Annotated in this window: 20 protein-coding genes; 10 read left to right on the top strand and 10 right to left on the bottom strand. The window is 72.4% G+C overall.

Features of this window, described 5'->3' with window-relative positions:
* Positions 1-173: 173 nt before the first annotated feature.
* The 3 genes from KGD83_RS18425 to KGD83_RS18415 all read right to left on the bottom strand — a co-directional run bounded on the left by KGD83_RS18425 (position 174) and on the right by KGD83_RS18415 (position 3537).
* A complete protein-coding gene (locus tag KGD83_RS18425) occupies positions 174-1604 on the bottom strand; it encodes a threonine/serine exporter family protein (protein ID WP_249351938.1) in 1431 nt (476 codons plus the stop codon).
* 377 nt (positions 1605-1981) lie between these two features.
* Positions 1982-2674: a response regulator gene (locus tag KGD83_RS18420; RefSeq protein ID WP_212640361.1), complete on the bottom strand. Its 693-nt coding sequence runs from the start codon at positions 2672-2674 to the stop codon at positions 1982-1984.
* A gap of 41 nt (positions 2675-2715) precedes the next feature.
* Complete coding sequence (locus KGD83_RS18415; protein WP_212640360.1) at positions 2716-3537, bottom strand: RecB family exonuclease; 822 nt, start codon at positions 3535-3537, stop codon at positions 2716-2718.
* A gap of 217 nt (positions 3538-3754) precedes the next feature.
* Between KGD83_RS18415 and KGD83_RS18410 the strand changes: the two genes are divergently transcribed.
* Positions 3755-4819, top strand: coding sequence for a site-2 protease family protein (locus KGD83_RS18410; RefSeq protein ID WP_212640359.1), 1065 nt, complete (start codon positions 3755-3757; stop codon positions 4817-4819).
* 6 nt (positions 4820-4825) lie between these two features.
* Here the strand turns inward: KGD83_RS18410 and KGD83_RS18405 are convergent, their stop codons facing one another.
* Together KGD83_RS18405 and KGD83_RS18400 are read right to left on the bottom strand one after the other, a co-directional pair.
* Positions 4826-5299 (bottom strand): hypothetical protein, encoded by a 474-nt coding sequence (locus tag KGD83_RS18405; protein ID WP_212640358.1) that lies wholly within the window; start codon positions 5297-5299, stop codon positions 4826-4828.
* Between the two features lie 32 nt (positions 5300-5331).
* Positions 5332-6609 (bottom strand): helix-turn-helix domain-containing protein, encoded by a 1278-nt coding sequence (locus KGD83_RS18400; protein ID WP_212644490.1) that lies wholly within the window; start codon positions 6607-6609, stop codon positions 5332-5334.
* Positions 6610-6817: 208 nt separating this feature from the next.
* On the opposite strand from KGD83_RS18400, the gene KGD83_RS18395 reads away from it, so the two are divergent.
* A complete protein-coding gene (locus tag KGD83_RS18395) occupies positions 6818-7183 on the top strand; it encodes a hypothetical protein (protein ID WP_212640357.1) in 366 nt (121 codons plus the stop codon).
* 234 nt (positions 7184-7417) lie between these two features.
* Here the strand turns inward: KGD83_RS18395 and ppgK are convergent, their stop codons facing one another.
* Positions 7418-8182 carry a polyphosphate--glucose phosphotransferase gene (ppgK, locus tag KGD83_RS18390; protein ID WP_212640356.1) on the bottom strand — a complete coding sequence of 255 codons (765 nt, stop codon included), beginning with the start codon at positions 8180-8182 and terminating at the stop codon, positions 7418-7420.
* 191 nt (positions 8183-8373) lie between these two features.
* On the opposite strand from ppgK, the gene KGD83_RS18385 reads away from it, so the two are divergent.
* From KGD83_RS18385 to KGD83_RS18375, 3 genes are all read left to right on the top strand, one after another.
* Entirely contained in the window at positions 8374-9438 is a 1065-nt protein-coding gene (locus KGD83_RS18385; RefSeq protein WP_212640355.1) for a tRNA (adenine-N1)-methyltransferase, read from the top strand.
* 346 nt (positions 9439-9784) lie between these two features.
* Entirely contained in the window at positions 9785-11554 is a 1770-nt protein-coding gene (gene arc / locus KGD83_RS18380; protein ID WP_212640354.1) for a proteasome ATPase, read from the top strand.
* A 265-nt stretch (positions 11555-11819) separates the two neighbouring features.
* Positions 11820-13088: a hemolysin family protein gene (locus KGD83_RS18375; protein ID WP_212640353.1), complete on the top strand. Its 1269-nt coding sequence runs from the start codon at positions 11820-11822 to the stop codon at positions 13086-13088.
* A gap of 89 nt (positions 13089-13177) precedes the next feature.
* Here KGD83_RS18375 and KGD83_RS18370 read toward each other — a convergent pair whose 3' ends face one another.
* Positions 13178-13513, bottom strand: a complete 336-nt coding sequence (locus tag KGD83_RS18370; RefSeq protein WP_212640352.1) for an STAS domain-containing protein — start codon at positions 13511-13513, stop codon at positions 13178-13180.
* A 273-nt stretch (positions 13514-13786) separates the two neighbouring features.
* Here KGD83_RS18370 and dop point away from each other — a divergent pair, with 273 nt between their 5' ends.
* Complete coding sequence (gene dop / locus KGD83_RS18365; protein WP_338036921.1) at positions 13787-15304, top strand: depupylase/deamidase Dop; 1518 nt, start codon at positions 13787-13789, stop codon at positions 15302-15304.
* A 73-nt stretch (positions 15305-15377) separates the two neighbouring features.
* Here the strand turns inward: dop and KGD83_RS18360 are convergent, their stop codons facing one another.
* Positions 15378-16892: a PucR family transcriptional regulator gene (locus KGD83_RS18360; protein WP_212640350.1), complete on the bottom strand. Its 1515-nt coding sequence runs from the start codon at positions 16890-16892 to the stop codon at positions 15378-15380.
* 290 nt (positions 16893-17182) lie between these two features.
* On the opposite strand from KGD83_RS18360, the gene KGD83_RS18355 reads away from it, so the two are divergent.
* Positions 17183-18481: an MFS transporter gene (locus tag KGD83_RS18355; protein ID WP_212640349.1), complete on the top strand. Its 1299-nt coding sequence runs from the start codon at positions 17183-17185 to the stop codon at positions 18479-18481.
* Positions 18482-18642: 161 nt separating this feature from the next.
* On the top strand, positions 18643-20256 hold the full coding sequence (locus KGD83_RS18350) for an amidohydrolase (protein WP_212640348.1): 1614 nt from the start codon (positions 18643-18645) through the stop codon (positions 20254-20256).
* 122 nt (positions 20257-20378) lie between these two features.
* Here the strand turns inward: KGD83_RS18350 and KGD83_RS18345 are convergent, their stop codons facing one another.
* The gene (locus KGD83_RS18345; protein WP_212640347.1) at positions 20379-21539 is read right to left on the bottom strand and encodes a S1 family peptidase; all 1161 of its coding nucleotides are present in this window, start codon (positions 21537-21539) and stop codon (positions 20379-20381) included.
* Between the two features lie 758 nt (positions 21540-22297).
* Positions 22298-23443: a S1 family peptidase gene (locus KGD83_RS18340; protein WP_212640346.1), complete on the bottom strand. Its 1146-nt coding sequence runs from the start codon at positions 23441-23443 to the stop codon at positions 22298-22300.
* A 792-nt stretch (positions 23444-24235) separates the two neighbouring features.
* On the opposite strand from KGD83_RS18340, the gene KGD83_RS18335 reads away from it, so the two are divergent.
* Together KGD83_RS18335 and prcB are read left to right on the top strand one after the other, a co-directional pair.
* The gene (locus KGD83_RS18335; protein ID WP_013152531.1) at positions 24236-24439 is read left to right on the top strand and encodes a ubiquitin-like protein Pup; all 204 of its coding nucleotides are present in this window, start codon (positions 24236-24238) and stop codon (positions 24437-24439) included.
* A 166-nt stretch (positions 24440-24605) separates the two neighbouring features.
* Positions 24606-25448 carry a proteasome subunit beta gene (prcB, locus tag KGD83_RS18330; protein WP_212640345.1) on the top strand — a complete coding sequence of 281 codons (843 nt, stop codon included), beginning with the start codon at positions 24606-24608 and terminating at the stop codon, positions 25446-25448.
* Positions 25449-25473: the final 25 nt, after the last annotated feature.

The following is a 25473-nucleotide window of genomic DNA, read 5'->3' as shown; positions in this document are numbered from 1 at the left end:
TCGGTCCAGAGGTGCTCGTCGTTGAGCTGACGCCAAGAGTAGTGGTTCACATCACATGCTTGTCGCGGTTTAACACGGATGTGTTCGCCCCGCCGTTGTCGTCCGCTCTCGGGAAGTGAGACACCCCCAGGCCAGCAATGGTTCTGCCCTGTCCGGTCCCGGACACGAGGAGCTCAGTACCCGCCGCGTGTCCGGCGCGCCGCCGGGCGGCTGCGCATCCCCGCACCGGCCAGTCCGCCGTGCTGGAAGGCCCTGACCAGCTCGCCGCCGAGGTTGACCCCCGCGCCCAGCGCCAGGCCCACCGTGACCGCCTCCGCGAGGCTGAGCAGCCCGGCCGAGGGGTCGCCCTGCGTGATCTCGATCAGGCCCCGGTACAGGATGCTGCCGGGCAGCAGCGGGGCGATCGACGGGACCAGGTAGGGCAGCACCGGTCTGCGCGTGCGCCGCGCCAGCCAGTGGCCCACCACGCCCACCGCGACCGCGCCCGCGACCGTGCCCACGACCGCGGGCACGTGCAGCAGGTCGCGCATGCTCGCGTAGATCACCCAGATCATCACGCCGAGCACGCCGATCATCGGCAGCATCCGGGGCGGTACGGCGAGCGAGATCGCGAAGGCCACCGCGATCCCGGCCGCGCCGATCAGCACGGGGACCTCCATCGAGGTTCCCGCGGAGGGGAGGTCCTCCAGGTTGATGCTCACGCCCAGGCGCTGGGCGGTGTAGGCGACCGCGCCCACGCCGGACACGATCGCGCCCAGGATGAAGAAGGTCTCCAGCAGGCGTGCCGCCGCCGAGACGTAGGTGCCGCTGATGCCGTCCTGGAGGCTGGATACCAGCGGGCGTCCGGGCAGCAGGGCCATGATGTTGCCGGTGATGATCGCCCCGGCCTGGAGGCCGAGGTCCAGCGTGGTGCTGGCCCACAGCAGCGCCACGCCGATCGTGGCGGCCACCACCGCCGCGCCCGCCATCTGGTAGAACTCCGCGACGCCCCGCTTGGCCAGGAACACCGACGTGCGGTCGCCCATGACGGTGGCCAGGAAGGCCGCGGTCGCCACGATCAGGCCGCCGCCCACCATGAGGCTCGCGCTGGAGGCGATGAGGCCGAACCCGACCGCGATGAGCCAGTTGGGGTAGGGCATCCGGGCGCGCCTGATCTGGGTCAGGCGGGCGGTGGCGTCCTCCAGCTCCAGCAGGCCGAGCGCGCACTGCTGTACCAGGGTGTGCAGTTCGTTGACGCGGAAGTAGTCCAGGGTGCGGCGGCGCACCACCCGTTCGCCGGTGATCGGGGGGTGCTCGCCCCCGGGGTGGGTGGACAGGGTGATGGTGGTGAAGGTGACCGAGACCTCCGAGCGGGGCAGGTCGAAGGCGACCGAGAGGCTGAGCATCGCCTCGCTGACGGCCTCCGTGCCCTCTCCGCTGGCGAGCATCAGTTCTCCCACCCGCAGCACCAGGTCGATGGCGCGGGCGTCGGGGAGGTTGACGTCCTCGGTCTCGTCGAAGCCGTCCGGGGTCAGCTCCCGCTCGTGCGCCTCCCGCCAGTCCCGCATCCTGCTGAGCAGGCGGTCCTCGCTCGGGGGCACGGGCCGCTCCCGCTTGCTTGGCATTCCTGTCTCCGTCTCCTCCCCGCCTGTACCCGTGGTGACCGGCGTGCTGTGGACAACCCATGAGGGGACGCGGTCCCCGAGGGCGGGGTTCGCCCGGAACGGGGTTCGTGGCCGGTGAGTTCGATCACCGGATCATCCTGTCAAGGCCGGGGGCCCGTCCACAGCGACGCGCCGGGGCCCTCGGCGCCGTGCCCGGGGACCGTGCGCGGGGGGTCGGGGCCGGGGCCGGATCGGGCCGCAGCCCCGGCGGGGCGGGGCCTGGCGCGCCGGGCCGCGTGTCGGCGGAGGCCGGTGAACCTGGTGGCCCGATGCGCGTGCCGGGGGCGGGGGGCACGGCACCTGGTGGCCAGGTGCTCCCGGAACGCGGGTCGGCGGCGTCAGCCGGAGCCGTTGTCGCGCTCGCCGGGGCGGACCAGGCCGTGCTCGTAGGCGTAGACCACGGCCTGGACCCGGTCGCGCAGTTCCAGCTTGGTGAGGATGCTGCCGACGTGGGACTTGACGGTGGTCTCGCCCAGGACCAGGTGGGCGGCGATCTCGGCGTTGGACCACCCGCGCGCGAGCAGGCGCAGGACCTCGTGTTCGCGGGCGGTCAGGGTGTCCTCGGCGGGTTCGGCGCCGGGGGAGGCGGAGGGCAGGAGCGGGGCGAAGCGGTCGAGCAGGCGGTTGAGCACGGTGGGGGAGACGGCCGCCGCCCCGTCCGCGACCACCTCGACGGCTGAGACGAGTTCCGCGGGCGGCGCGTCCTTGAGCAGGAACCCGGAGGCGCCCGCGCGCAGCACCTCGACGGCGTACTCGTCCAGGTCGAAGGTGGTCAGCGCCAGCACCCGCACCCGGTGGCCCAGGGGCCGCGCCCACGACACGATCTGCCGGGTGGCCTCGATCCCGTCCATGCCGGGCATGCGCACGTCCATGAGGACGACGTCGGGCAGCAGGCCGCGGGTCTCGCGGACCGCCTCGCGGCCGTCGGAGGCCTCGCCCACGACGGAGAGGTGCGGGGCGGACTCCAGGATCATGCGGAAACCGGCGCGGACGAGGGGCTGGTCGTCGACCAGCAGTACTGAGACGGGCACAGGGGGAATTGTGCCGTATCCCGGGCGGCGTGCGGGCGGGGTCACCCGCGCGGGCGGTCCGTCGGCGCGGGCAGGGGCGGCGGGGTGCCGCCGAACTCCGGGCACAGGGCCTGGTGCTCGCACCAGCCGCAGAGCTTGCTCCTGCGGGGCTCCCACACCCCGGCGCGTCCGGCGGCCTCGATCCGCGCCCAGATGTCGGCGATCTCGGTCTCCGCGGCCCGGAGTTCGTCCTCGGTGGGGTCGTACCAGCGCACCGCTCCGTCGCCGCCCAGGTAGACGAGTTGGAGGCGGGTGGGGACGACGCCGAGGTCGCGCCAGATCATGACCGCGTAGAAGAAGATCTGGAACCGGGCCTTGTCCTCGAAGCGGGGCGCGGGTGACTTGCCGGTCTTGTAGTCCACGATCCGGATCTGGCCGGAGGGGGTGACGTCGATGCGGTCCACGTAGCCGCGCAGCCGCAGGCCGGTGGGCAGGGACACGTCCAGGCGCATCTCGCGGTCTCGGGGCTCCAGGGCTGTGGGGTTCTCCAGGTCGAAGTAGCGGCGGACCAGGTCGCGGGCGGACTCCAGCCAGGTGTCGCGCTCGGCGTCGTCGGCGAACAGCTCGTCCAGTTCGGGCTTCCTCTCGCGCAGCTTCTTCCACTGGGGCTCGACGAGGCCGACGGCGTTGCGCGGGTTGCGCGACTCGGCGGGCAGCTCGTACAGGCGCTCCAGGCAGGCGTGGACGAGGGTGCCGCGCAGGGCCGCCGTGCTGGGTGCCTCGGGGAGGCGGTCGATGGTGCGGAAGCGGAACAGCAGCGGGCACTGGAGGAAGTCGGAGGCCCGGGAGGGGGAGAGGGCGGACGGGAGGAGCGCGGTGGTCATGGATCGAGCCTATGAGAAGGTCGCGACAGGCCGCGAGGGGAGAGGGCGGCCTGTGGACGGGCGGTGCGGCGCGGAGCGCGGTCGTGGGCGCCGCGGGGCCGGGGCGGGCGGGCCGTAGGCTGGGGGTGTGACGACCGGTAGTGACCCATCCGCGCCCAGACCCCGCGAGCGTTCCGCCAGGCCGGGGTTACTGATCGGCCGCCCCTTCGGCATCCCCGTGTACGTGACCTCCTCGTGGCTGATCGTCGCGGCGCTGATCACCCTGGTCTACGGCGGCGTGGTCCAGGGGCGCCTGGCGCTGGGGCCGGGCGCCTACCTGCTGGCCTTCGTCTTCGCCGTGCTGCTCTACGCGTCGGTGCTGGTGCACGAGCTGGCGCACGCGGTGGTCGCGCGCATGTACGGTCTGCCGGTCCGGCGCATCGTGCTGTACGTGCTGGGCGGGGTCTCCGAGATCGAGCGCGAGGCGCCCACGCCGGGGCGTGAGTTCTGGATCGCGTTCGCCGGTCCGTTGTTCTCCCTGCTGCTGGCGGCGGGCGGGTTCGGTCTGTACCTGTTCACCGAGCCGCGCACGGTGGTGGGTGAGCTGCTGTTCCAGTTGTGGATCGCCAACCTGCTGGTGGGCGCGTTCAACCTGTTGCCGGGGCTTCCGCTGGACGGCGGGCGGCTGCTGCGTGCCGGGGTGTGGAAGGTGACGGGTCGGCCCTTCGCGGGGAGCGTGGCCGCGGCCTGGGGCGGTCGGGTGCTGGCGCTGCTGGTGGTGGCGCTGCCGTTCCTGATCACGTGGTGGGCGGGTGGACGGCTCAGCCCGTGGAGCGTGGTGTGGGGCTTCGTCCTGGGCGGTTTCATGTGGATGGGCGCCTCCGACGCGCTGCGCTCCGCCCGGGTGCGTGAGCGCATCCCGCGTCTGCGTGCCCGGGACCTGGCCCGGTCCTCGGTGACGGTGTCGGTCGACACGTCGCTGGCCGAGGCCGAGCGCCGGGCGCGGGAGGCGGAGGCGGTGGAGGTCGTGGTGACCGACGCCCGGGGCGTTCCCACGGCGGTGGTGCACCCGGCGGCGGCCGGGGCGATCGAGCCGCAGCGCCGGGCGTGGGTGCCGGTGTCGAGCGTGTCCCGGGCGGTGACCGAGCATTCTCTGGTGCCGGTGGGGTTGGAGGGTGAGGAGTTGTTGCGCGAGCTGACGGGGCATCCGCTGCCGGAGTACGTGGTGGTGGACGAGGACGGCGGGGTGCGCGGGGTGCTCAGGGCCGCGGACGTCAACGCGGTGGTCTCGGGCGGGCGCTGAACCGGGTCAGCGGCGGGCGCCCTCGGGCCACAGCACAGAGACCGGTCGGAAGAGCGAGCGCGCGTAGGCCACCACGTCGGCGGTGCCGCCGGGGCCGCGCGCGGGTCGGCCGTCCCAGACGGCCACGAGCTGGTCGCAGCGCCGTACGAGCAGCCTTCCGGCCTCCAGGTGCGCCTGGGGCGTGGACTCGGTGTGGGGCAGCGTGTGCACGTGGACGGCCCGTCGCAGGAGGCGGTCGTAGACGGGGTGGTGCTCCTCGGGCAGCGCCTCGCGGTAGCCGGAGGCGGGGATGACCGCCTCCAGCGGGGCTCCGGCGGCGACGACCGTCTCGGCGAAGACGGCGTCGGCGCCGTCGGCCAGGCACGACAGGCCCACCATCTCGCAGCCGTAGGGCGCCAGGTGGGCGGTGAGCAGCGCGGTGACGGTGCGTCGCACGTCCGGGGCCAGGCCGCGGTGACCGGTGACCGCGATGTGGATCACGGGACCTCCCTGATGGTCGCTTCGCGGTTTTCCTACCCCTGTGCGGCGGTGCCCCTCACCAGGGACAGGAGCCGGTCGTCCAGGGCGGTCGCGCAGCGCGCCCGCGTTCCCGAGTAGCGGCGGCGAAAGCCCCGGACCCGGCCGATGATCCGCTCGGACTCGTAGCGCACGCCCGTGCTCAGCGCCTCGTCGACCAGCCGGAAGGCCTCGTCCACGTCCCCCGCCTCGGCGTGCGCCGAGGCCAGTTCCACCTGGAGGACCGCGGACTGCTTGGGGTTGCCCCCGTGGGGAGTGAGGGCCTCGGAGAAGGCCCGCCGGGCGTCGTGCGGCTGGCGCAGCCGCACGCCCACCCGGGCGCGGTAGCCGGCGACCTTGGTCTCGTCGAAGGCGAACACCCACGGCCAGGGCGGGTCGGTGTTGGCGGAGCGGGCCACCTCCCTCTCCGCCCGTCCCAGGGCGCGTGCGGCCGCGGCGCCGTCCCCGTTCCCGGCGTGCGCGAGCGCCCCCACGCAGGCCAGCCAGGCGCGCGCGGTGGGGTGGGCGGCCGGGCCCAGGACGCGTTCGGCCTCCTGGACCAGTCCCAGGCCCAGGTGGTGGTCCTCGGCGGTGTCGGTCTCGAAGGCGGCCAGGGAGCCCAGCATGTAGACGTCGAGCAGGCGCATGTCCGCCTGGCGGGCGCGCGTCACGGCGGTGCGGTAGTGCGCCCTGGCCGATCCCATGTCTCCCCGGTCGGCGTGCAGCCAGGCGGCGAAGCCGGAGGCCTCGCTGGCCGCGGCGCTCAACTCGCCGTGGAACGGAGTCCCGTGCGACTGCCCACGCATGTGCTCGGCCAGATGCACGTGCGCCACAGCGCTGGGCAGCAGGTGGCGGGAGGGGGAGGTGGCGTCCATGCGGCGCTGTCCCCCGGTGATGGCGCGCAGGGAGTGCGCGGTCGTCTCGTTGACGGTGTCGGGGCACGGGTCCGACGCCACCGGGGCCTGAGCCGCACCGGTGGCGGTGGCGGTGAGCAGTGCTCCCGCGGCCACCGCGCGTCCGAAGTCGCGGCGCCTCGTGGTGTCCACCCCCTTCTCTGCGGGACGGGCCTGGGGCGCGGTGCCGCCGAAACGCAGCAGGTGCAGCGGGATGTCCAGGCGTCGGGCGAGGTCGTGTACCTGGCTGATGGTCAGCGACTGCTGGCCGTTGACCACGCGCGAGACCCAGCTCTGGGAGTAGTCGATCGCGCGGGCGAGGTCACCCTGGGACCAGCCGTGCGCCGCGCGCACTCCCTCGATGACCGTCGCCATGTCGCAGGTGGCCAGGGCACCCGCCATGCGGGGACGTGTCCACAGGTCCGCTGGAAGAACGCCGTCTGGTTGGGGCATGAGCTTAGGTTAGGGACTCCGGGCGCCGCTGGTGGCTATGTGTAAGAAAGAAGTACGTATGCGTGATCCGCATAGGACCGGCGATTTTCCCTCCGGGTACGGCAGAGTGCAAGGGTCGTTGGTCCCAGAGGCGTCTGGGAAGGGGAGGGGAGTCCAGTTGACCGTTGAGACCCCGCCGGCGGGGAGTCCGAGCCTGAGGCGTGACCCGGGTACGGCCGGGCTGGTGGACCGCGTGGAGCTGACGAACCTGGCCCTGCGCGGGCTGGTCGCCGAGTTGCGCTCACGCGGGGTGGAGGCCCGTGAGGACGGGTTGTGCGGGGCGGTGGACGCCGGTCCCCGCACCCGGCCCCACCGCGCCCTGCTGCGGCCCCACCGCGGGGACCTGTGGTGGTGGATGCGCTGGCCGCTCCAGGACGGGCTGCCCGCGGCGCTGGCGGGCGTGCCCCTCTCACCGGTCGCGCACACCTCCGCCGCCGCGCGGCGGATCGTGGTCGCCCTGTCCCTGTCCGTCGGCGAGGGCTGAGCGGGGGCGGTCCGCCGCGCGGAAGGCCCCCGGCGTGATCCCGTAGGAGCGCCCGGACCACCGCGTCAGGTGGCCCTGGTCGGTGACCCCCGAGCGCGCCGAGGACTCCGGCGACGGCACCCCCGCCGCGGACCCGGACCAGGCGGGCGTGGCCGTGTACGGGCCCGGGGCGGACGTGGACAAGGCGGTCGGGGGCTGCGCCCGCACCCCTAGGGCCGGGTGGCCCGGGTCGCCTCAGCCCGCCTCGGACTCGGCGGCGGCCAGGGCGGCGCCGACGATCCCGGCCGTGTTGAGCAGCGAGGCGGCCACGACGGGCGTGCGGATGTCCAGCAGCGGCAGGAACTTCTCCGCCTTGCGGCTGACCCCGCCGCCGACCACGATCAGGTCCGGCCACAGCAGGTCCTCCACGACCCGGTAGTAGCGCTGGAGCCGCTCGGTCGCCCACTCGCGGTAGGACAGCTCCTCGCGTTCCTTGGCGCCCGAGGAGGCCCGCGTCTCGGCGTCGTGGCCGTCGATCTCCAGGTGTCCGAACTCGGTGTTGGGCACCAGGCGCCCGTCCACCACCAGGGCGGTGCCGATCCCCGTGCCCAGGGTGGTCATCAGCACCACCCCAGGCACGTCCTTGGCCGCGCCGTAGCGGGTCTCGGCCACGGCGGCGGCGTCGGCGTCGTTGAGCACGCGCACCGGGCGGCCGGTGGCCTCGGCGAACAGCGACCGCGCGTCGGTGTCGATCCAGCTCTTGTCCAGGTTGGCCGCGGTGCGCACCACGCCCCCCTGCACCACGCCCGGGAAGGTCACGCCCAGGGGCATTCCCGCCGCCTCGGGGAAGTGCTCGGCGATCCCGTGCACGATCTCGGCCACCGCCTCGGGGTCGGAGCGGTCGGGGGTGAGGACCTTCATCCGCTCCTTGAGGAACTCGCCGGTGGTCAGGTCGACCGGCGCGCCCTTGATCCCGCTGCCGCCGATGTCGATTCCCAGCCCCGTGGTCAGCTGTGACATGGGTCGTCTTCTCCCGTGGTCCTCGTGTGGTGGTCGGGCGCGGTCAGGAGCCCGTCAGGCTGAATACTGCCCTGGGGGCGGGGATTTCGCACGCGCGGGCGCCCCGTGCGCGTTCGCCGCGGTACCGGGGGGCCGATACCCTGGGCGATCGCCCTGCCAACCAATAGCGACGTGGGAAGACGAGAGCGACGTTGACCGGTATCCATGGCCGCCGCGGCCCCTTCACCGACGGCGACACCGTGCAGTTGACCGACCCCAAGGGTCGCATGCACACCATCACCCTGCGAGAGGGCGCCGCCTTCCACTCCCACAAGGGCAAGGTCGACCACGACGACCTCATCGGACAGCCCGAGGGCAGTGTGGTGCGCTCCAACACCGGCACGGCCTACGTGGCGCTGCGCCCCCTGCTGATCGACTACACCCTGTCGATGAAGCGGGGCGCGACCATCGTCTACCCCAAGGACGCCGCCCAGGTGCTCGTGGAGGCCGACATCTTCCCCGGCGCGCGCGTGGTGGAGGCCGGGGCGGGCTCGGGGGCCATGTCCAACTGGCTGCTGCGCGCGGTCGGTGAGAACGGCATGGTGCACTCCTACGAGCGCCGCGCCGACTTCGCCGAGATCGCCCGCAAGAACGTGGAGAGGTTCCACGGCGGTCCGCACCCGGCCTGGAGGCTCACCGTCGGCGACCTGGTGGAGGAGCTGGACGAGACCGACGTCGACCGCGTCTTCCTGGACATGCTCGCGCCCTGGGAGTGCCTGGACGCGGTCGCCGACGCCCTCATCCCGGGCGGGCTGGTGTGCTGCTACGTCGCCACCACCACCCAGCTCTCGCGCGTGGTGGAGCAGCTGCGCGAGGACCCCCGCTTCTACGAGCCGCGCTCGTGGGAGACCATGCTGCGCACCTGGCACGTGGAGGGCCTGGCGGTGCGCCCGGACCACCGCATGATCGGGCACACCGGTTTCCTGGTGGTCGCGCGCCGCCTGGCAGACGGGGCCGAGGCCCCCGAGCGCCGCCGCCGTCCGGCCAAGGGCGCCTACGGCAAGGACTTCACCGCCGCGCGCGAGCAGGAGCGGCGCGCGGACGGAGCGGGCGAGGCGGTCCCGGCCGAGGAGGTCCGGGCGCTGGTCACCGACGCGGCGGTTCCCGAGGCGCCCCGCGGTGACGGTGGGACCGGCGGGGCGGCCGACGCCTCCGGCCCGCAGGCCGCGGAGGGCGCCGCCGACCCGCAGACCCCGCAGGACGGCGCCCGCGGCTGAGTCCGCGGCCCCACCCGACATCCACCGTCCGAGCCCGCCCGCGCGGGACGCACGCCGCTCCTCACCGTGCGTCCTCGGCGCGGTCCCCACGGGGACCCGCCCGGGCGGGCTTTGGCGTGTGCGGGCGGTTCCGCTGACGTGCGCGGGGAGGGATCGCCCGAAGGGGGCGGACTCCTTGCCCGCGGCCGGACCCAGAAGTTACGTTCTCATTACGTCGGGTCATCCGGTAGCACTCTGACCTGTGCTGACGCAAGACCTGGAAATGAGGCCTACGACACTCTGCGGCCTTGGGAGGTTAGGAATAGGGCGAGGGTAGGTAGGCTCCGATGTAGTTCCTCATAGGGAGGTGGCGGACGTGGCTGAGCGCGACGACGAGCGTCAGAGCGACCGGGACCGTGAAGTGGAAGAACTCACGGCCCAGGTCTCCTACATGGAAAAGGAACTCAGCGTTGTTCGGCGCAAGCTCGCCGATTCGCCCCGGCATGTACGCCTGCTGGAGGAGCGGCTGAGGGAGGCACAGGCCAACCTCGCCGCCGCCAACGGCCAGAACGAACGGCTCGTCTCCACTTTGAAGGAGGCGCGCGAGCAGATCGTGGCGCTCAAGGAGGAGGTCGACCGGCTGGCCCAGCCGCCGTCGGGCTTCGGCGTCTACCTCGGTTCGCGCGAGGACGAGACCGTCGAGATCTTCACCAACGGCCGCAAGATGCGGGTCAACGTCAGTCCCTCGGTGGACCTGGACAACCTGCGCCCCGGCCAGGAGGTCATGCTCAACGAGGCCTTCAACGTCGTCGAGGTGGAGTCCTTCGAGACCGTCGGCGAGGTCGTCATGCTCAAGGAGATCCTTGAGGACGGCGAGCGCGCCCTGGTGATCTCCCACCACGACGAGGAGCGGATCGTCCGCCTGGCCGAGCCGCTGCGCGACCAGGCGATCCGCCCCGGCGACTCGCTGCTGCTGGAGCCGCGCTCGGGCTACGTCTACGAGCGCATTCCCAAGTCCGAGGTCGAGGAGCTCATCCTCGAAGAGGTCCCCGACATCGCCTACACCGACATCGGCGGCCTCTCCGGGCAGATCGAGATGATCCGCGACGCGGTCGAGCTGCCCTACCTGTACAAGGAGCTCTTCTACGAGCACCAGCTGCGCCCGCCCAAGGGCGTGCTGCTCTACGGCCCTCCCGGGTGCGGTAAGACGCTCATCGCCAAGGCGGTCGCCAACTCGCTGGCCAAGCAGGTCGCCGAGCGCACCGGCCGCGACGTCGGCAAGAGCTTCTTCCTCAACATCAAGGGTCCCGAGCTGCTCAACAAGTACGTGGGCGAGACCGAGCGGCACATCCGCCTGGTCTTCCAGCGCGCACGGGAGAAGGCCTCCGAGGGGACCCCGGTCATCGTCTTCTTCGACGAGATGGACTCGATCTTCCGCACCCGCGGCTCGGGTGTGTCCTCCGACGTGGAGAACACGATCGTGCCCCAGCTCCTGAGCGAGATCGACGGTGTGGAGGGCCTGGAGAACGTCATCGTCATCGGCGCCTCCAACCGCGAGGACATGATCGACCCGGCGATCCTGCGGCCCGGCCGCCTGGACGTCAAGATCAAGATCGAGCGGCCCGACGCCGAGGCGGCCCGCGACATCTTCGGCAAGTACATCACCACGGACCTGCCGCTGCACGACGAGGACCTCGTCGAGCACGGCGGTTCGGCCAGGGCCACGGTGGACGCCATGATCCAGCGGGTCGTGGAGCGCATGTACACCGAGGGCGAGGAGAACCGCTTCCTGGAGGTCACCTACGCCAACGGCGACAAGGAGGTCCTGTACTTCAAGGACTTCAACTCCGGCGCGATGATCGAGAACATCGTCTCCCGGGCCAAGAAGATGGCCATCAAGGACTTCATCGACCAGCAGTCCAAGGGCATCCGGGTCTCGCACCTGATGCAGGCCTGCGTCGACGAGTTCAGCGAGAACGAGGACCTGCCCAACACCACCAACCCCGACGACTGGGCGCGCATCTCCGGCAAGAAGGGCGAGCGCATCGTCTACATCCGGACCCTGGTCACGGGCAAGAAGGGCGCGGACTCCGGCCGGAGCATCGACACGGTGCCCAACACCGGCCAGTACCTGTAGGAACACGGCTGTAGGAGCGCTCTGAGGGGCCGACCGGAACCTCCGGTCGGCCCCTTGTCGTGCCGGTCGTCCCCGGTCCCCGTGTCAGCAGGGTGTTAACACTTTCTGGGGGTCCGAGCGGACCGAGGAGCGTTCCTGTCGGCGCCCGCCCGAATCAGGCCGACAAGGCGGGGGCGGTCCCCGGGCGGGGGTGTGAGAGGCTCTGGTGCCACGGCCCGAACGGGATCCGTGCCAGAGCACTACAGCATCGGAGACGACAGCAGTTATGGAAAGCTACGGGGTTCAACTCGGCCTCGTCCTTGTCCTCGTTCTCGTCAACGCCCTGTTCGCGGGGAGCGAGATCGCCCTGATCACCCTCAGGGAAGGGCAGATCAAACAGTTGGCGGCACGGGGGCCCGGCGGCCGTGCGGTGGCTCGCCTGGCACGGGACCCCAACCGTTTCCTGGCCACCATCCAGATCGGCATCACCCTCGCGGGCTTCCTGGCCTCGGCCACGGCGGCCGTGTCCCTGGCCCAGCCCCTCATCGAGCCCCTGGGCTTCCTGGGCTCGGCTGCCAGCCCGGTGGCGATCGTCCTGGTCACGGTGCTCCTGTCCTTCGTCACACTGGTCTTCGGCGAGCTGGCGCCCAAGCGCATCGCCATGCAGCGGGCCGAGACGTGGGCGGTGCTGGTCGCCCGGCCGCTGGACCTGCTCGCCATGCTCTCCCGCCCCGTGGTGTGGCTGTTGAGCGTCTCCACCAACCTCGTGGTGCGCCTGACGGGCGGTGACCCCTCCGCGGCCAAGGAGGAGGTCAGCGAGGAGGAGCTGCGCGACATGCTCGCCACCCAGCGGGGCATGACCCGGGAGCAGCGCACCATCATCTCCGGGGCCTTCGAGATCGACGACCGGCGCCTGCGCCAGGTCGTCGTCCCCCGTGGCGAGGTGTTCACCATCCCCGCCCGTACGCCCGCGGCCCAGGCGGCGCAGATGCTCGCCGAACACGGGCACTCCCGGGCACCTGTGGTGGACGACGACGACCTGGACGACGTGCTCGGCGTCGTGCACTGGTCCGACCTGGTGCGCGGTGAGTCCGACGCCGGGGAACTTGCCCGCGAACCGCTGCTCCTGCCCGATTCCCTGGTGGTGTCGTTGGCCCTGCGCCGAATGATCGCCGAACACCAGCAGTTGGGCGTGGTCATCAACGAGGTCGGCGGCGTCGACGGAATCGTGAGCCTGGAGGACCTGCTGGAGGAGATCGTCGGGGAGATCTACGACGAGACCGATTCCGACATCCGCACCGTGGCCCGCAACGCCGACGGGTCCTTCACCCTGCCCGGGACCTATCCCGTGCACGACCTGCCCGACATCGACGTCCATCTGGACGACCTGCCCGAGGGGGACTACGTCACCGTCGCCGGACTGGTCATCGCCGTGCTGGGCCACATCCCCCGGGAGCCGGGGGAGGAGGTGGCGCTCAGCTCCTGGAAGGCCAGGATCGACCAGGCCAACGGGCGCACCGTCACCCAGGTGACCATGTACCCCGCCGCGACCTGACACCGCGCGGCCCGCACGGACGCGCCGTACCGCTGCCACACCCGCTTCCGGAGGGCGCCGTGTGGGCCGCCCTTCGGAAAGCGGGCCCGTCACCCGCTCGCAGCCGCCCGGGCCTCCCCCAGGCTCGTGTAGAGGGGCACGGCCTTCTCCAGGCCCACCAGGTCGAAGACGCGGCGCACACTCCGGTGGGACACGACCACGCTCATCGTCGAACCGCTGGCGGAGGCGCGGCGCAGCGCCCGCGTCAGTGCGCTGAGGCCGGAGGAGTCGCAGAAGGTGGTCGAGGACATGTCCACGATCACGTGCCCGGGCCCGCGCGTCACGGCTCTTTCCAGGCCCCGGGTGAGCTGGTCGCGCACGCTCAGGTCGATCTCGCGCGGAGTGGTCAGCACGCGCACGGGCCGGGACACGGGTGTGACGGTCATGAGTGGCTTTCCCCGGGTGTGTATAGCGGGAGGAGAGGAAGGGGCCTGCCGTGCAGGCGGACAGGCGCAGGCACGGGAGCCTCCACCCTGTCGTGCCCTGCTACCCGCTCATGGAGGAAGGAAACCCGTGACCTGCGGAAGCAGGCCCCCGTGTGCCGCGACCTGCGGGGGAACGGCGCGCCGCGGTACCGCGCAACGCCCCAGAACACGGCACTTGGGCCACAATTGGCGCGGAAGCGTTCAAGACCACGCCTCGGTGGATAACCTCTCACCATGAGTGTGCGGCGGATTATGGGTATCGAGACCGAGTACGGGATCTCCGTACCAGGCAACCCCGGGGCCAACGCGATGGTCACCTCCACCCAGGTGGTCAACGCCTATCTGGCCGCCTCGGCGGCCCGGGCGCGGCGTGCCCGCTGGGACTTCGAGGAGGAGAACCCGCTGCGCGACGCGCGCGGCTTCGACCTGGCGCGTGAGGTCGCCGATCCCACGCAGCTCACCGACGAGGACCTGGGCCTGGCCAACGTCATCCTCACCAACGGCGCCCGCCTGTACGTGGACCACGCCCACCCCGAGTACTCGGCGCCCGAGGTCACCAACCCGCGCGACGCGGTGCTGTGGGACAAGGCGGGGGAGCGGGTGATGGCCGACGCCTCCGCGCGGGCGGGGGCCACCCCGGGCATCGAGCCGATCCAGCTCTACAAGAACAACACCGACAACAAGGGCGCCTCCTACGGCTGCCACGAGAACTACCTGATGCACCGGTCGACGCCGTTCGGCGACATCGTCCGGCACCTGATCCCGTTCTTCGTCTCCCGCCAGGTGGTGTGCGGGGCGGGCAAGGTCGGCATCGGCTCCGACGGGCAGGGCAGCGGGTTCCAGATCTCCCAGCGCGCCGACTTCTTCGAGGTCGAGGTGGGGCTGGAGACCACCCTCAAGCGCCCCATCATCAACACCAGGGACGAACCGCACGCCGACCCCGACCAGTACCGGCGGCTGCACGTCATCATCGGCGACGCCAACATGAGCGAGATCTCCACCTACCTCAAGCTGGGGACGACGGCGCTGGTGCTGTCGATGATCGAGGACGGGTTCCTGAGCGCGGACCTGTCCCTGGAGACCCCGGTGGCCGACCTTCGGGAGGTCTCGCACGACCCCGGCCTCACCCACCGGGTGCGACTGCGCGACGGGAGGCGGATGACCGCGCTGGAACTCCAGTGCGAGTACCTGGACCAGGCCCGCAAGTACGTGGAGGACCGCTTCGGCACCGACGTGGACCCCGACACCGCCGACGTCCTGGACCGCTGGGAGTCGGTGCTCGACCGGCTGGGCGCCGACCCGATGAGCCTGGCCGACGAGCTGGACTGGGTGGCCAAGCTCAAGGTGCTGGAGGGCTACCGCTCCCGGGACTCCCTGGAGTGGTCGCACCCGCGCCTGCAACTGGTGGACCTGCAGTACTCCGACGTGCGGGCGGACAAGGGCATCTACAACCGGCTGGTGGCGCGCGGGCGGATGAAGCGCCTGCTGGAGGAGGCGCAGGTGGACCGGGCGGTCACCGAGCCGCCGGAGGACACGCGCGCCTACTTCCGCGGGCGCTGCCTGGCCAAGTACGCCGACGAGGTGGCCGCCGCCTCCTGGGACTCGGTGATCTTCGACCTGCCGGGCTACGACTCGCTCCAGCGGGTGCCGACCCTGGAGCCGCGCCGGGGCACCAAGGAGCACGTGGGGAAGCTGCTGGACGCATCCCCGACCGCGGCCGACCTGGTGGCGGTGCTCACCGGGGGCCGCTGACCCGGCGGGCGCCGAGGCCCCGGGGACCGCGTGTGCCCGTCCGGGCCCGCGTCCCGGTCGGCGGAGGGGCGCCTCAGGTGTGCCAGGTGCCGTCGTGGCAGCGGACGGGCTCCAGGCTCAGGGCGGTCCACAGCTCCAGGCGGGTACGGGGCTCGTCCAGGCTGCGGCCCATGACCCTCTCGGCGGCGCGCAGCCGAGAGCGCAGGGTGTTGCGGTGCACGCCCAGGTCCCGGGCGGTCGCCTCCACCTGGGCGCTGTTGTCCAGGTAGTGGCGCAGGGTGTGCGCCAGCTCCGTGCCGTTGCGGGCGTCGTGGGCGCGCAGCCTGCCCAGGACCGCCTGGTCGAAGGCGCGCGCCCCCTCGGCCGGGACCGCCGAGCGCAGCAGCGCCCAGGCGTCGGTCTCGTCCACGTGCCGGTACCCCTCCGTCGCGGCCTGGCGCGCCCGGTCCACGGCCGAGGACAGGTCGTCGGGTCCCCGGGCGGTGCAGGCCCCGGCCGCGACCGGGCCGCCGTCCGGGCCGGACAGCGCCTCGAACAGGCGCCTGCCCAGGCGCTGCGCACCTGCGCTGTCGGGCAGGACCGCCACCAGCACGTCCTCCAGGGGGCACAGGCCGCCGTTGCGCGCGGCAGCGGTGTCGCCGAGCACGTCGGTCAGCGCGTCCGCCGCGCGGTCCAGCAGCCGGTCGGGCGAGGGGGTGCGCAGGCACACCACCTCCCAGGGCGGTGCGGGCAGGGGCGGCGGCACCCGGGGCCGTCCCGTCACCGCGGCGAGCAGGACCGGGGCGCGTTCGCGGTGCAGCGCCCGCCGGGCGTCGCGCGAGTGCAGCAGGTCCACCGCCAGCAGTGAGGCCGCGTGGTTGGCGAGCATCCGCACGTGCGGTGTGACCGGAAACGGGCAGCGCAGCGCCAGCCAGCCCAGTGTCCGCCCAGCGGGGCCCAGGGTCTGGAGCAGGACGCTCGCCTCCCCGTCGGCCAGCACCGTCATCCCGCGCGGGCGCCCCGCCGAAGCCGAGCGCACCAGCGCGTGCCAGGGGGGTTCGGTGTCGGGCACGGCCGCGCTCGTCATCCCGTTGCGGTCCAGCAGCAGCGACGCCCCCGACGTGGCAGAGGACAGCTCGCCCATCACCCCGGCCGGTCCCGAGCGCAGCGACGCGCGCGCCATCGCGTCCTGCGCGGTGAGCACCCGGTGCTGTTCGCGTGTGCGCTCGGCCGCGTAGTGGTCGGCCACCGCCTCCACCACCGCGACGAAGGGGGTCTCGCCCTCCACGCGCAGGATCGGCAGGCCCAGGGCGTCGCCCTCCTCCAGCACCTCGGGCGGAACCTCGCGCCGCCACACGTCCACGGCCATCCCCAGGCCGGCGCATCCGGCCCGGTGCAGTCGGCGCACGTAGGCGCGGCGCGCCCGCTCGTCGGCGCCCAGCCCCAGCCCGACCGTGAGCACCAGCTCTCCGCCGCGCAGCCAGCGCACGGGATCGTGCAGCTCGATCACGTGTGCCCAGCGGATCGCCCGGTCCAGGCCGGACCGCCCCGCCGCCACCCGCACCTCCAGGTCCGGGTCGGCCGTGATGTCGCGGACCGTGATCGCCAAGGCCCCTCCTCCTGTCCCGCGGATTGTGCGCTGTGCACATGTGTAACAGCTTGCGCGGTGCACATTGTCCCGGCACGGATGGCCGGGGAGTGTCTACGGTCACAACAACACCCGAACCACGGGCTGTGGCCCGCGTCGGCACCCGTCCGCGACGTGTCGGCGGCGTAAGGCCGCCGACCGCGGGCGGGCCCCGCCACGGCGGAGCCGCGCCGGTCCGCGGTGCCGGTCCGCGGCGCCCGCCGACCGGACGACCCGGTCCGGGGCCGCACCGAACGCGCAACGGAGTACACATGTCAGAGCGGACCGCCCCCACGTCCTCGCACCCCGCGCGTGCGGCCGTGGCGGCCTTCGTCGGCACCACCATCGAGTGGTTCGACTTCTACGTCTACGCCACGGCCGCCAGCCTGGTGTTCGGCACCCTGTTCTTCCCGCCGGGAACCGACCCGGCGATCGGCCTGATGGCCTCCTTCGCCACCTTCTCGGTGGGCTTCTTCGCCCGCCCGCTGGGCGGCCTGGTCTTCGGCCACTTCGGCGACCGCCTGGGCCGCAAGTCCGCGCTGGTCATCACGCTGCTGATGATGGGCACGGCCACGTTCTGCGTCGGCCTGCTGCCCACCTACGAGCAGGCGGGGTTCATCGCCCCGGCGCTGCTGGTCCTGCTGCGCTTCGTGCAGGGCATCGCCGTGGGCGGGGAGTGGGGCGGCGCCGTCCTGATGGCGGTCGAACACGCCCCCGAGAACCGCAAGACCTTCTACGGCTCCTTCGCCCAGCTCGGCAACCCGGCCGGTGCGCTGCTGGCCACGGGCTCGTTCGGGCTCATCGCCGCCTGGGACGCCGACCTGCTCCACACCTGGGGTTGGCGTCTGCCCTTCCTCGCCTCGGTCCTGCTCGTCCTGGTGGGCCTGTTCATCCGTCTGAAGGTGGAGGAGTCGCCGGTCTTCGAGGCCATGCGCGAGGACACCGACCAGCCGCGGGAGCTACCGCTGCGCGAGGCCGTGCGCGGCTCCTGGCGCCCCCTGCTGCTGGGCATCGGCGTCCTGCCGGTGGCCGTCGGCGGCTACTACGTCGTCACCACCTTCCTCCAGGCCTACGGCGTCACCGAGGTCGGGATCAGCGAGCAGGTCATCCTCAGCGGCCTGAGCCTGGCCGCGTTCGTCGAACTCGTCGCGACCCTGGGCGTGTCCTGGCTGGGCGACCGCTTCGGCACCGTCCGCGTCGTCACCATCGGGCTGGTCGGCGTCATCGTGCTGGCGCTTCCCCAGTTCCTGGTGCTGGAGACCGGCAGCACCGTGCTGATCTTCGCGGTGCTGTGCGTGATGCGCCTGGCCATGGCCGCGGTCTACGGGCCCATCGCCCGCGTGCTCGCCCAGATGTTCCCGCCGCGCACCCGCTACACCAGCATCTCCATCGCCTACCAGGTCGCGGGGGCGGTCTTCGGCGGCCTCTCGCCGATCGTGTGCACCGCCCTGCTCGCCGCGACCGGCAGCATCCTCCCCGTGGCGGCCCTGCTCATGGCCATGTCGGTGGTGAGCATCCTGTGCCTGGCCAGGGCGCCGCGCCACCGCGACGACGAGCTCTCCGCCGCCTGAGGGCCTCCGTCCCACGAGCGCCGCGGGGAACCGGGGAACGCCCCCGGGCCCCGCGGCCCGTACCGCCGCACCCGCGAGCGGTGGCCCGACCACCGCGCGTCCCCCGCACCGCCGCCGGGCCGACCGGCCCGGCGCCAGCCCACCGAGGAGGAACCCCACCCGTGTCCGGTCTGCTCATCCACAACGCCAACGTCCTGACCATGGACGACGCCAACCCCCGGGCCCGTGCCGTGGCCGTGCGCGAGGGCCGGGTCCGCCTGGCCGGGGACACCGAGGCCGCCCGCGCCGCCGCGGGCCCGGGCGCGGTGGAGGTGGACGCGGGCGGACGGACCGTCCTGCCCGGGTTCATCGACCCGCACAACCACCTGCTCTCCACCGCCGAGTCGCTGGCCGCCGTCGACGCCGGGTACCCCCGGGTGGGCAGCGCCGCCGAACTGGTCGCCGTGATCGGGGCCGAGGCCGAGCGCACCCCGCCCGGCCAGTGGATCCGCGCCTTCCACATGGACGACGCCAAGTTCCCGGGAGGGCGGCCCACCCGCCGCGACCTGGACGGGGCCACCGGGGAGCACCCGGTCATCGTCTACCACGTCTCGGGCCACCAGGCCGTGGTCAACTCCGCCGCCCTGGCCTGGAGCGGCATCGGCGAGGACGTCCCCGATCCGGCGGGCGGCTCCTTCGTGCGCGACGAGGGCGGGCGCCTGACGGGCATGGTCCTGGACTCGGCCATGGAGCTGCTGCTGCCGCTGGCCGTGGACATCGGCTGCCACGGCCCCAACTTCCACACCGACCTGCCCGCCGAACAGCTCCTGGGCTGGCTGGCCTCGGCGGCCGACCCCTACCTGTCGGCCGGGGTCACCACCGTGTGCGACCCGCAGGTCTCGGCACGCGAGCTGCGCGTGTACCGGGCCGCCCGCGCGGCCGGGACCCTGCCGCTGCGCACGTTCGGCATGCCGCTGTCCCACCAGCTGGACGCGCTCACCTCCGCCGGGCTGGCCAGCCCCTTCGGCGACGACTGGCTGCGGCTGACCGGCATGAAGTTCTACTCCGACGGCACCCTGTTGGGAGGCACCGCCAAGTTCAGCGTCCCCTACGGCGAGCACGGCGAGTTCGCGGGCAGCCTCTACCACCACCCCGACCAGCTCGTGGACCTGGTCACGCGGGCCGCCGCGGAGGGCTGGCAGGTCGCCGTCCACACCCAGGGCGACGCGGCCATGGACAACACCCTGGCCGCCATCGCCTCGGCCGCGCGGGTGTCGGGACCCGACCCGCGCCCGCGCGTGGAGCACTGCGGCTATCCCACCCCGGAACAGGCCAAGCGCTTCACCGACTACGGCGTCATCCCCGTCAACCAGCCCAACTTCCTGTACGACAGCGGCGGCGACTTCCTGCGCCGCTTGGGGGAGCGGGCCCACCGGCTCCAGCCCATGCGCGAGGAACTGGACCTGGGGCTGCGGCCGGTGCTCTCCAGCGACTCCTTCGTCTCCAGCCTGCGTCCGATGGACACCGTGGCCAACGCGGTGTGCCGCACCACCCGCGAGGGCGAGGAGATCGGCGTCGAGCAGGCCGTCAGCCTGCACGAGGCCCTGCGCGCCCACACCCTGGACGCCGCGCACGCGCTGGGCGTGGAGGAGCGCCTGGGCGCGCTGCGCCCCGGGCACCTGGCCGACCTGGTGGTGCTGGACCGCGACGTGGAGTCCCTGCCCGCCGAGCGGCTGCGCGAGGTCGACGCGTGGATGACGGTGCTCGACGGCCGGGTCGTCCACCGCGCTCCCTGAGTCCCGGCCGGGACCGTGCCCGGTGCGCGCCCGCCGCCACCGCGGTCGCACGGCCCGGGGCCAGCACACGGGCGTCCCCCGCCCGCGCCTGCGCGCGGACGGGGGACGTGCTGGAGAGCGGGTCAGCTGGTGCGGATGTTGACGCCCCAGGAGTTGATCATCGGCGTGACCTCCTGGTAGTAGGTCGTGCCGCCGACGGAGCAGTTGCCGGAGCCGCCGGAGGTGACGCCCTGGGCCTGCGAGCCGGAGATGAACGAGCCGCCGGAGTCGCCGGGCTCGGCGCACACGTTGGTGCGGGTGAGCGAGTAGACGGTGCCCTGCGGGTAGCGCACGGTCTGGTTGCGGGCCTGGATGGTGCCGCAGTGCCAGCCGGTGGTGGAGCCGGAGCGGCACACGGCCGAGCCGGCCGGGGCCTGGCTGGTGCCGGTCACCGACTGGTAGCCGCCGGAGTTGTAGCGCGAGACCAGGTTGGTCAGGGTGAAGTTGGAGGTACCGCGGACGAAGGCGGCGTCGTTGCCCGGGAAGACCGAGTTCTGGAAGGTGCCGCTTCCGTTGCCGATGCTGACGCTGGAACCCACGCCGCCGCAGTGGCCCGCCGTGACGAACCCGGCCTGGCCGGCGCTGTTGGTCGCCGCGAAGCCGACGGAGCAGCGGCTGCTGCCGTTGATGTAGTAGGCCAGGCCGCCGATGATGTCGGCGTAGACCTGCGGGGTCTCCTCGGTCTCCTCCACCCGGACCGAGGAGGCGTCCACACCGGCGTCGGCGAGCAGGGCGGCGACGTCGGCGTCGGAGCCCTCCAGCACCTCGACCACGACGGTGTCGCTCTCCACGTCCGGGTACCAGCCGAGGACGCTCGCGGGAGCCTCGGCGCCGTTGAGGTCCTCGACGACCTCGGTCAGGCCCTCGGCGCCGTGTGAGACCACGGTGGCCTCGGCGCCGGTGGCCTCGACGGCCTCGACGGCCGAGGAGTCGGTGACCAGCACGGTGAGTTCGAGGGTCTCGGTGTCGAACAGGGAGCCGCCGTAGGCCGCGCCCGCGGCCTCGGTGGCCTCGGCGTCGGTCTCGATGGCGGCTTCCTGCGCCGAGAGCAGGTCCTCGGCCTCGGCCGAGGTGAGGTCGAGGTCGCGCTTGAGCGCCTCCGTCATGCTGGCGGCGCTGTCGTCGGCGACGGGGGTCTGGGGGACGGGGGCCGGGGCCGCGAGGGCTCCGGGGGCCATGGCCAGTGCCATACCGAAGGCCAGGGCTCCTGTGCCCACGGCAGAGATGATGCTGGAGGGTCTCATGGGGGTCCCTACTCTCCAAGGGGGATAGACGGGGGATTCGGGGCTCTGCGTTCCTGTAGGAGTGAAAAGCCCCTTTCGGGCAACGAAGTTGATCCGATTCCCGAAATTCACCGAGACGTCCGGTAAACGATCACCAACATAAGTGCACACTTTGACGCTGCAAAGACCCGTGTGGTGTGTATTCATTCAGAAGGACGAGGGATTGTCCCATGACCCTTCGTTTCGCGATGGCTACGCGTAGTCGCTCTGCGTGCGACCTTGCGATCCTCGCGTTCGTCCGGTGACGGAGCGAAGCGGAGCGGTGACGTCAAGAGGTGCTTCGTGGCCGGATGCGGACGCCGGTACCGGGTGCCATCCGTAACACCGCGGCTACAGGTGTGTAACTCCAAAGGTCAAGGGCGGCCGCCGGGGACCTCTCGGGCGGGTGCCGACCCGGGGCGGAGCGGACGCGCCCGTGGCCGGACCCGGACACGCGAGGGGCTTGCGGGACGCCTGAGGCTTACGCGTGCGCCCTCGGAGCGGCGCCCGTGCGGCGCCGCCGCGCCAGCGCGAGCGCCCACGCGGGTGCCTTCGGAAGCAGGGGCGGGGTGCTCCGGCGCACGGCCAGGGGGATCGCGCGCATAGGGAAGGTGCGGCCGTGGACGCGCGCGGGGATAAAGGGGAAACGGAGAACGGGCGCGCCCGTGCGAGGCGCCCCACGAGAAACGGCGCCCCCGCCCACTGCCGTGGACGGGGGCGCCGTGGGCGCTACCGGAGCGTCAACCGGTCACCAGGGACAGCCCCCAGCTGCTCAGCAGGGGCGTGACCTCCTGGTAGTAGGTCGTGCCGCCGGCGGAGCAGTTGCCGGAGCCGCCGGAGGTGACGCCCTGGGCCTGCGAGCCGGAGATGAACGAGCCGCCGGAGTCACCGGGCTCGGCGCACACGTCCGTCCGGGTCAGGTCCTGGACCGTGCCCTGCGGGTAGCTCACCGTCTGGCCGCGGGCCTCGATGGTGCCGCAGTGCCAGCCGGTGGTGGAGCCGGAGCGGCACACCGCCGAGCCGGCCGGGGCCTGGCTGGAACCCGACACGGCCTGGGGGCTGCCGGAGTCGTACCGGCTGACCAGGTTGGTCACGTTCCAGTTGGAGGTGGCCGCGACGAAGGCGCCGTCGCTGCCCGGGAAGACGGACTCCTGGAACGTTCCCGAGCCGCTGCCGTCGGAGCTCTCGGCGCCGGTGCCGACGGTGCCGCAGTGGCCCGCCGTCACGAAGCCGCCCGCGCCGGAGCCGTCGGTCACGGCGAACCCGACCGAGCAGCGTCCGCCGCCCATGTAGTACGCCTCGCCGCCGACGATGTCGGCGAACAGGCGCGGCGTCTCATCGGTCTCCTCCACCTGGACGGCGGAGGGGTCCACGCCCGCGGCCTCGATGAGGCCGTCCGCGCTGGCGCCCTCGGAGACCTGGACCACGACGGTGTCCCTCTCCGCGTCCGGGTACCAGCCGACGACCCCTTCCCGGCCGCCGGTCTCGTTGAGGTCCTCGACGATCTCGGCCAGGCCCTCGGCGCCGTGCGAGACCACGGCGGCCTCGGCGCCGGTGGCCTCGACGGCCTCGACGGCCGAGGAGTCGGTGACCAGCACGGTGAGCTGGAGGGTCTCGGTGTCGAACAGGGAGCCGCCGTAGGCCGCGCCCGCGGCCTCGGTGGCCTCGGCGTCGGTCTCGATCGCCTCTTCCTGCGCCGAGAGCAGCTCCTCGGCCCCGAGCGGGGTGAGGCCGAGGTCTCTCTGCAGCGCTTCCATCATCGTCTGGGCCTCGCTCGCTGGCTCGGCCGGTACGGTCGCCGCACTGGCGCCCGGCGTCACGGAGAACGCCAGGCCGAACGCGAGTGCGCCGGTGCCGATAGCGGAGATAGCGGGGGAGGGTCGCATAGATCCCTACTCTCCTCGGGGAACTGACGGGGGTTCGGGGCCCGACGCCCGCCGACGGGCGTCGGACTCCGGTGGGGCCGTGCAGGGGCCCGACCCCACGGTGTGCCTACCGAGGACCCTGTCGCCAAGACACTCGGTAAGCGAACACACACCATAAGTGCACAACCTGGATAGCGGAAGGGCGGATGCGGGGGTCGGCCTTTCAAGGGGTGATCGGCTCATCGGATGATCGAATGAATCGCAATATGTGACGCATGGTGATGGTGTGTCTGACCTTGTGCTTTTCTGCCGGTATCGCTTCCGCGACACGGAAGCGCGGTGTTGGCAAGGGGTGACCCCTGGCCGGATGCGGCCATCGGAACCGGGTGCCATCCGTGACCATTCGGACACGTAGGAGTAACCCCGAAGGTCAGGGCGGTGACCCATGGGTAACTCCGGTGCGCGGGCCGAGCGGCGGTACCTGTGGCGGTCCGCCCCCGGAGGGCGCGGCGCGGGTTCCCGCGGGACGCGTGGAGGACGGGAACGGGCCCCCCTCGCCTCCGCGCGGGCCGCACTGCTCCGCTCCGGACCGCAGGAGGCTCGGGCCCGGCGGCCCCGCCGATCCCGTGCCGAGCCGGCCGTGACACGCCCGGGGCGCGGCGCACACGCGTACGAGCACGTGCGCGCGCACATGGGACGACCCGAGGTAACTAGCGAGTATCGGGCTCGGGGAAGGGGGTTGAGGCGCCCGGTGTTGGGCCAAGATAAGGGCAAGAGCCCCGAACGGGGAGCCCGAACGGGAGGTAACAGGCTATGGCGACGAAGGACACGGGCGGCCAGAAGCACGCCTCGCGCCGCGACGAGGAGGTCGAGGAGACCGAGGCCTCGGCGGACGTTCAGGAGCGCAAGGACCAACTGGACGAGGACGTCGACGACATCCTCGACGAGATCGACGACGTGCTGGAGAGCAACGCCGAGGACTTCGTCCGACAGTTCGTGCAGAAGGGCGGCCAGTAGCCGCCCCGCGGCGGTTCGCTGACAGCGCACTCCAGCGCCGCCGGCCCCGCCGCGTACAGGACTAGGGTCAGTTCCAACGGTCGGCGCACAGCCACCGCAGACAACAAGGACAACAGGCGCCCCACCCGCCCCCATACCGGGGTGGGGCGCGCGTGGAGGGAGTCGCGTGTTCGAAGGGTTCGAGGGCGGACGGTTGCCCGCCGCTTTCATGAGTGCGGGAACCTCGTCCTTCACCGAGTTTCTCAGTTCGGTCCGCCCCGAGATGCTGCCCGGACACAAGCTGCCCCCGGGCGGCGGGACCGAGCACCTCACCCCCGACGCCACGACCATCGTCGCACTGACCTTCCCCGGCGGCGTGCTCCTGGCGGGCGACCGCCGGGCCACGCAGGGCAACGTCATCGCCAACCGCGACATGGAGAAGGTCTTCCGCACCGACGAGTACTCCGCCGTGGCCATCGCGGGTTCGGCCGGGTTCGGCATCGAGCTGGCCCGCCTCTACCAGGTCGAGCTGGAGCACTACGAGAAGATGGAGGGCCGCTCGCTCTCCCTGGAAGGTAAGGCCAACAAGCTCGCGCAGATGGTGCGCGGCAACCTCGGCCTGGCCATGCAGGGCTTCGTCGTCGTCCCGCTGCTGGTCGGCTACGACGAGAACACCGGGCAGGGCCGCGTGTTCAGCTACGACGCCACCGGCGGCCGCTACGAGGAGCAGCGCTACCACTCCATCGGCTCCGGATCGGTCTTCGCCAGGGGCGCGATCAAGAAGCTCTACCGCGAGGACCTCGACCAGACCGGCGCCGCAAAGGTCGCCCTGGAGGCCCTCTACGACGCCGCCGACGACGACTCCGCCACCGGCGGCCCCGACCTGCACCGCAAGATCTTCCCCCTCGTCGACGTCGTCACCGAGGACGGCCACCGCCGTCTGCCCACCGAGGAGGTGGCCCGCCTGGCGACCGAGGTGGTCCAGGGACGCGCGGCCGACCCCGACGGCCCCACGGCCACGCTGGGCTGAACCGGCCCCGTCCCACACCAGACAT

Origin of the sequence: Nocardiopsis akebiae, from assembly GCF_018316795.1 — a bacterium.
In the GTDB taxonomy this organism is placed as follows: domain Bacteria; phylum Actinomycetota; class Actinomycetes; order Streptosporangiales; family Streptosporangiaceae; genus Nocardiopsis; species Nocardiopsis dassonvillei.
The sequence above is the reverse complement of the archived record's forward strand: the minus strand, read 5'-3'. Positions and strand labels throughout refer to the sequence as shown.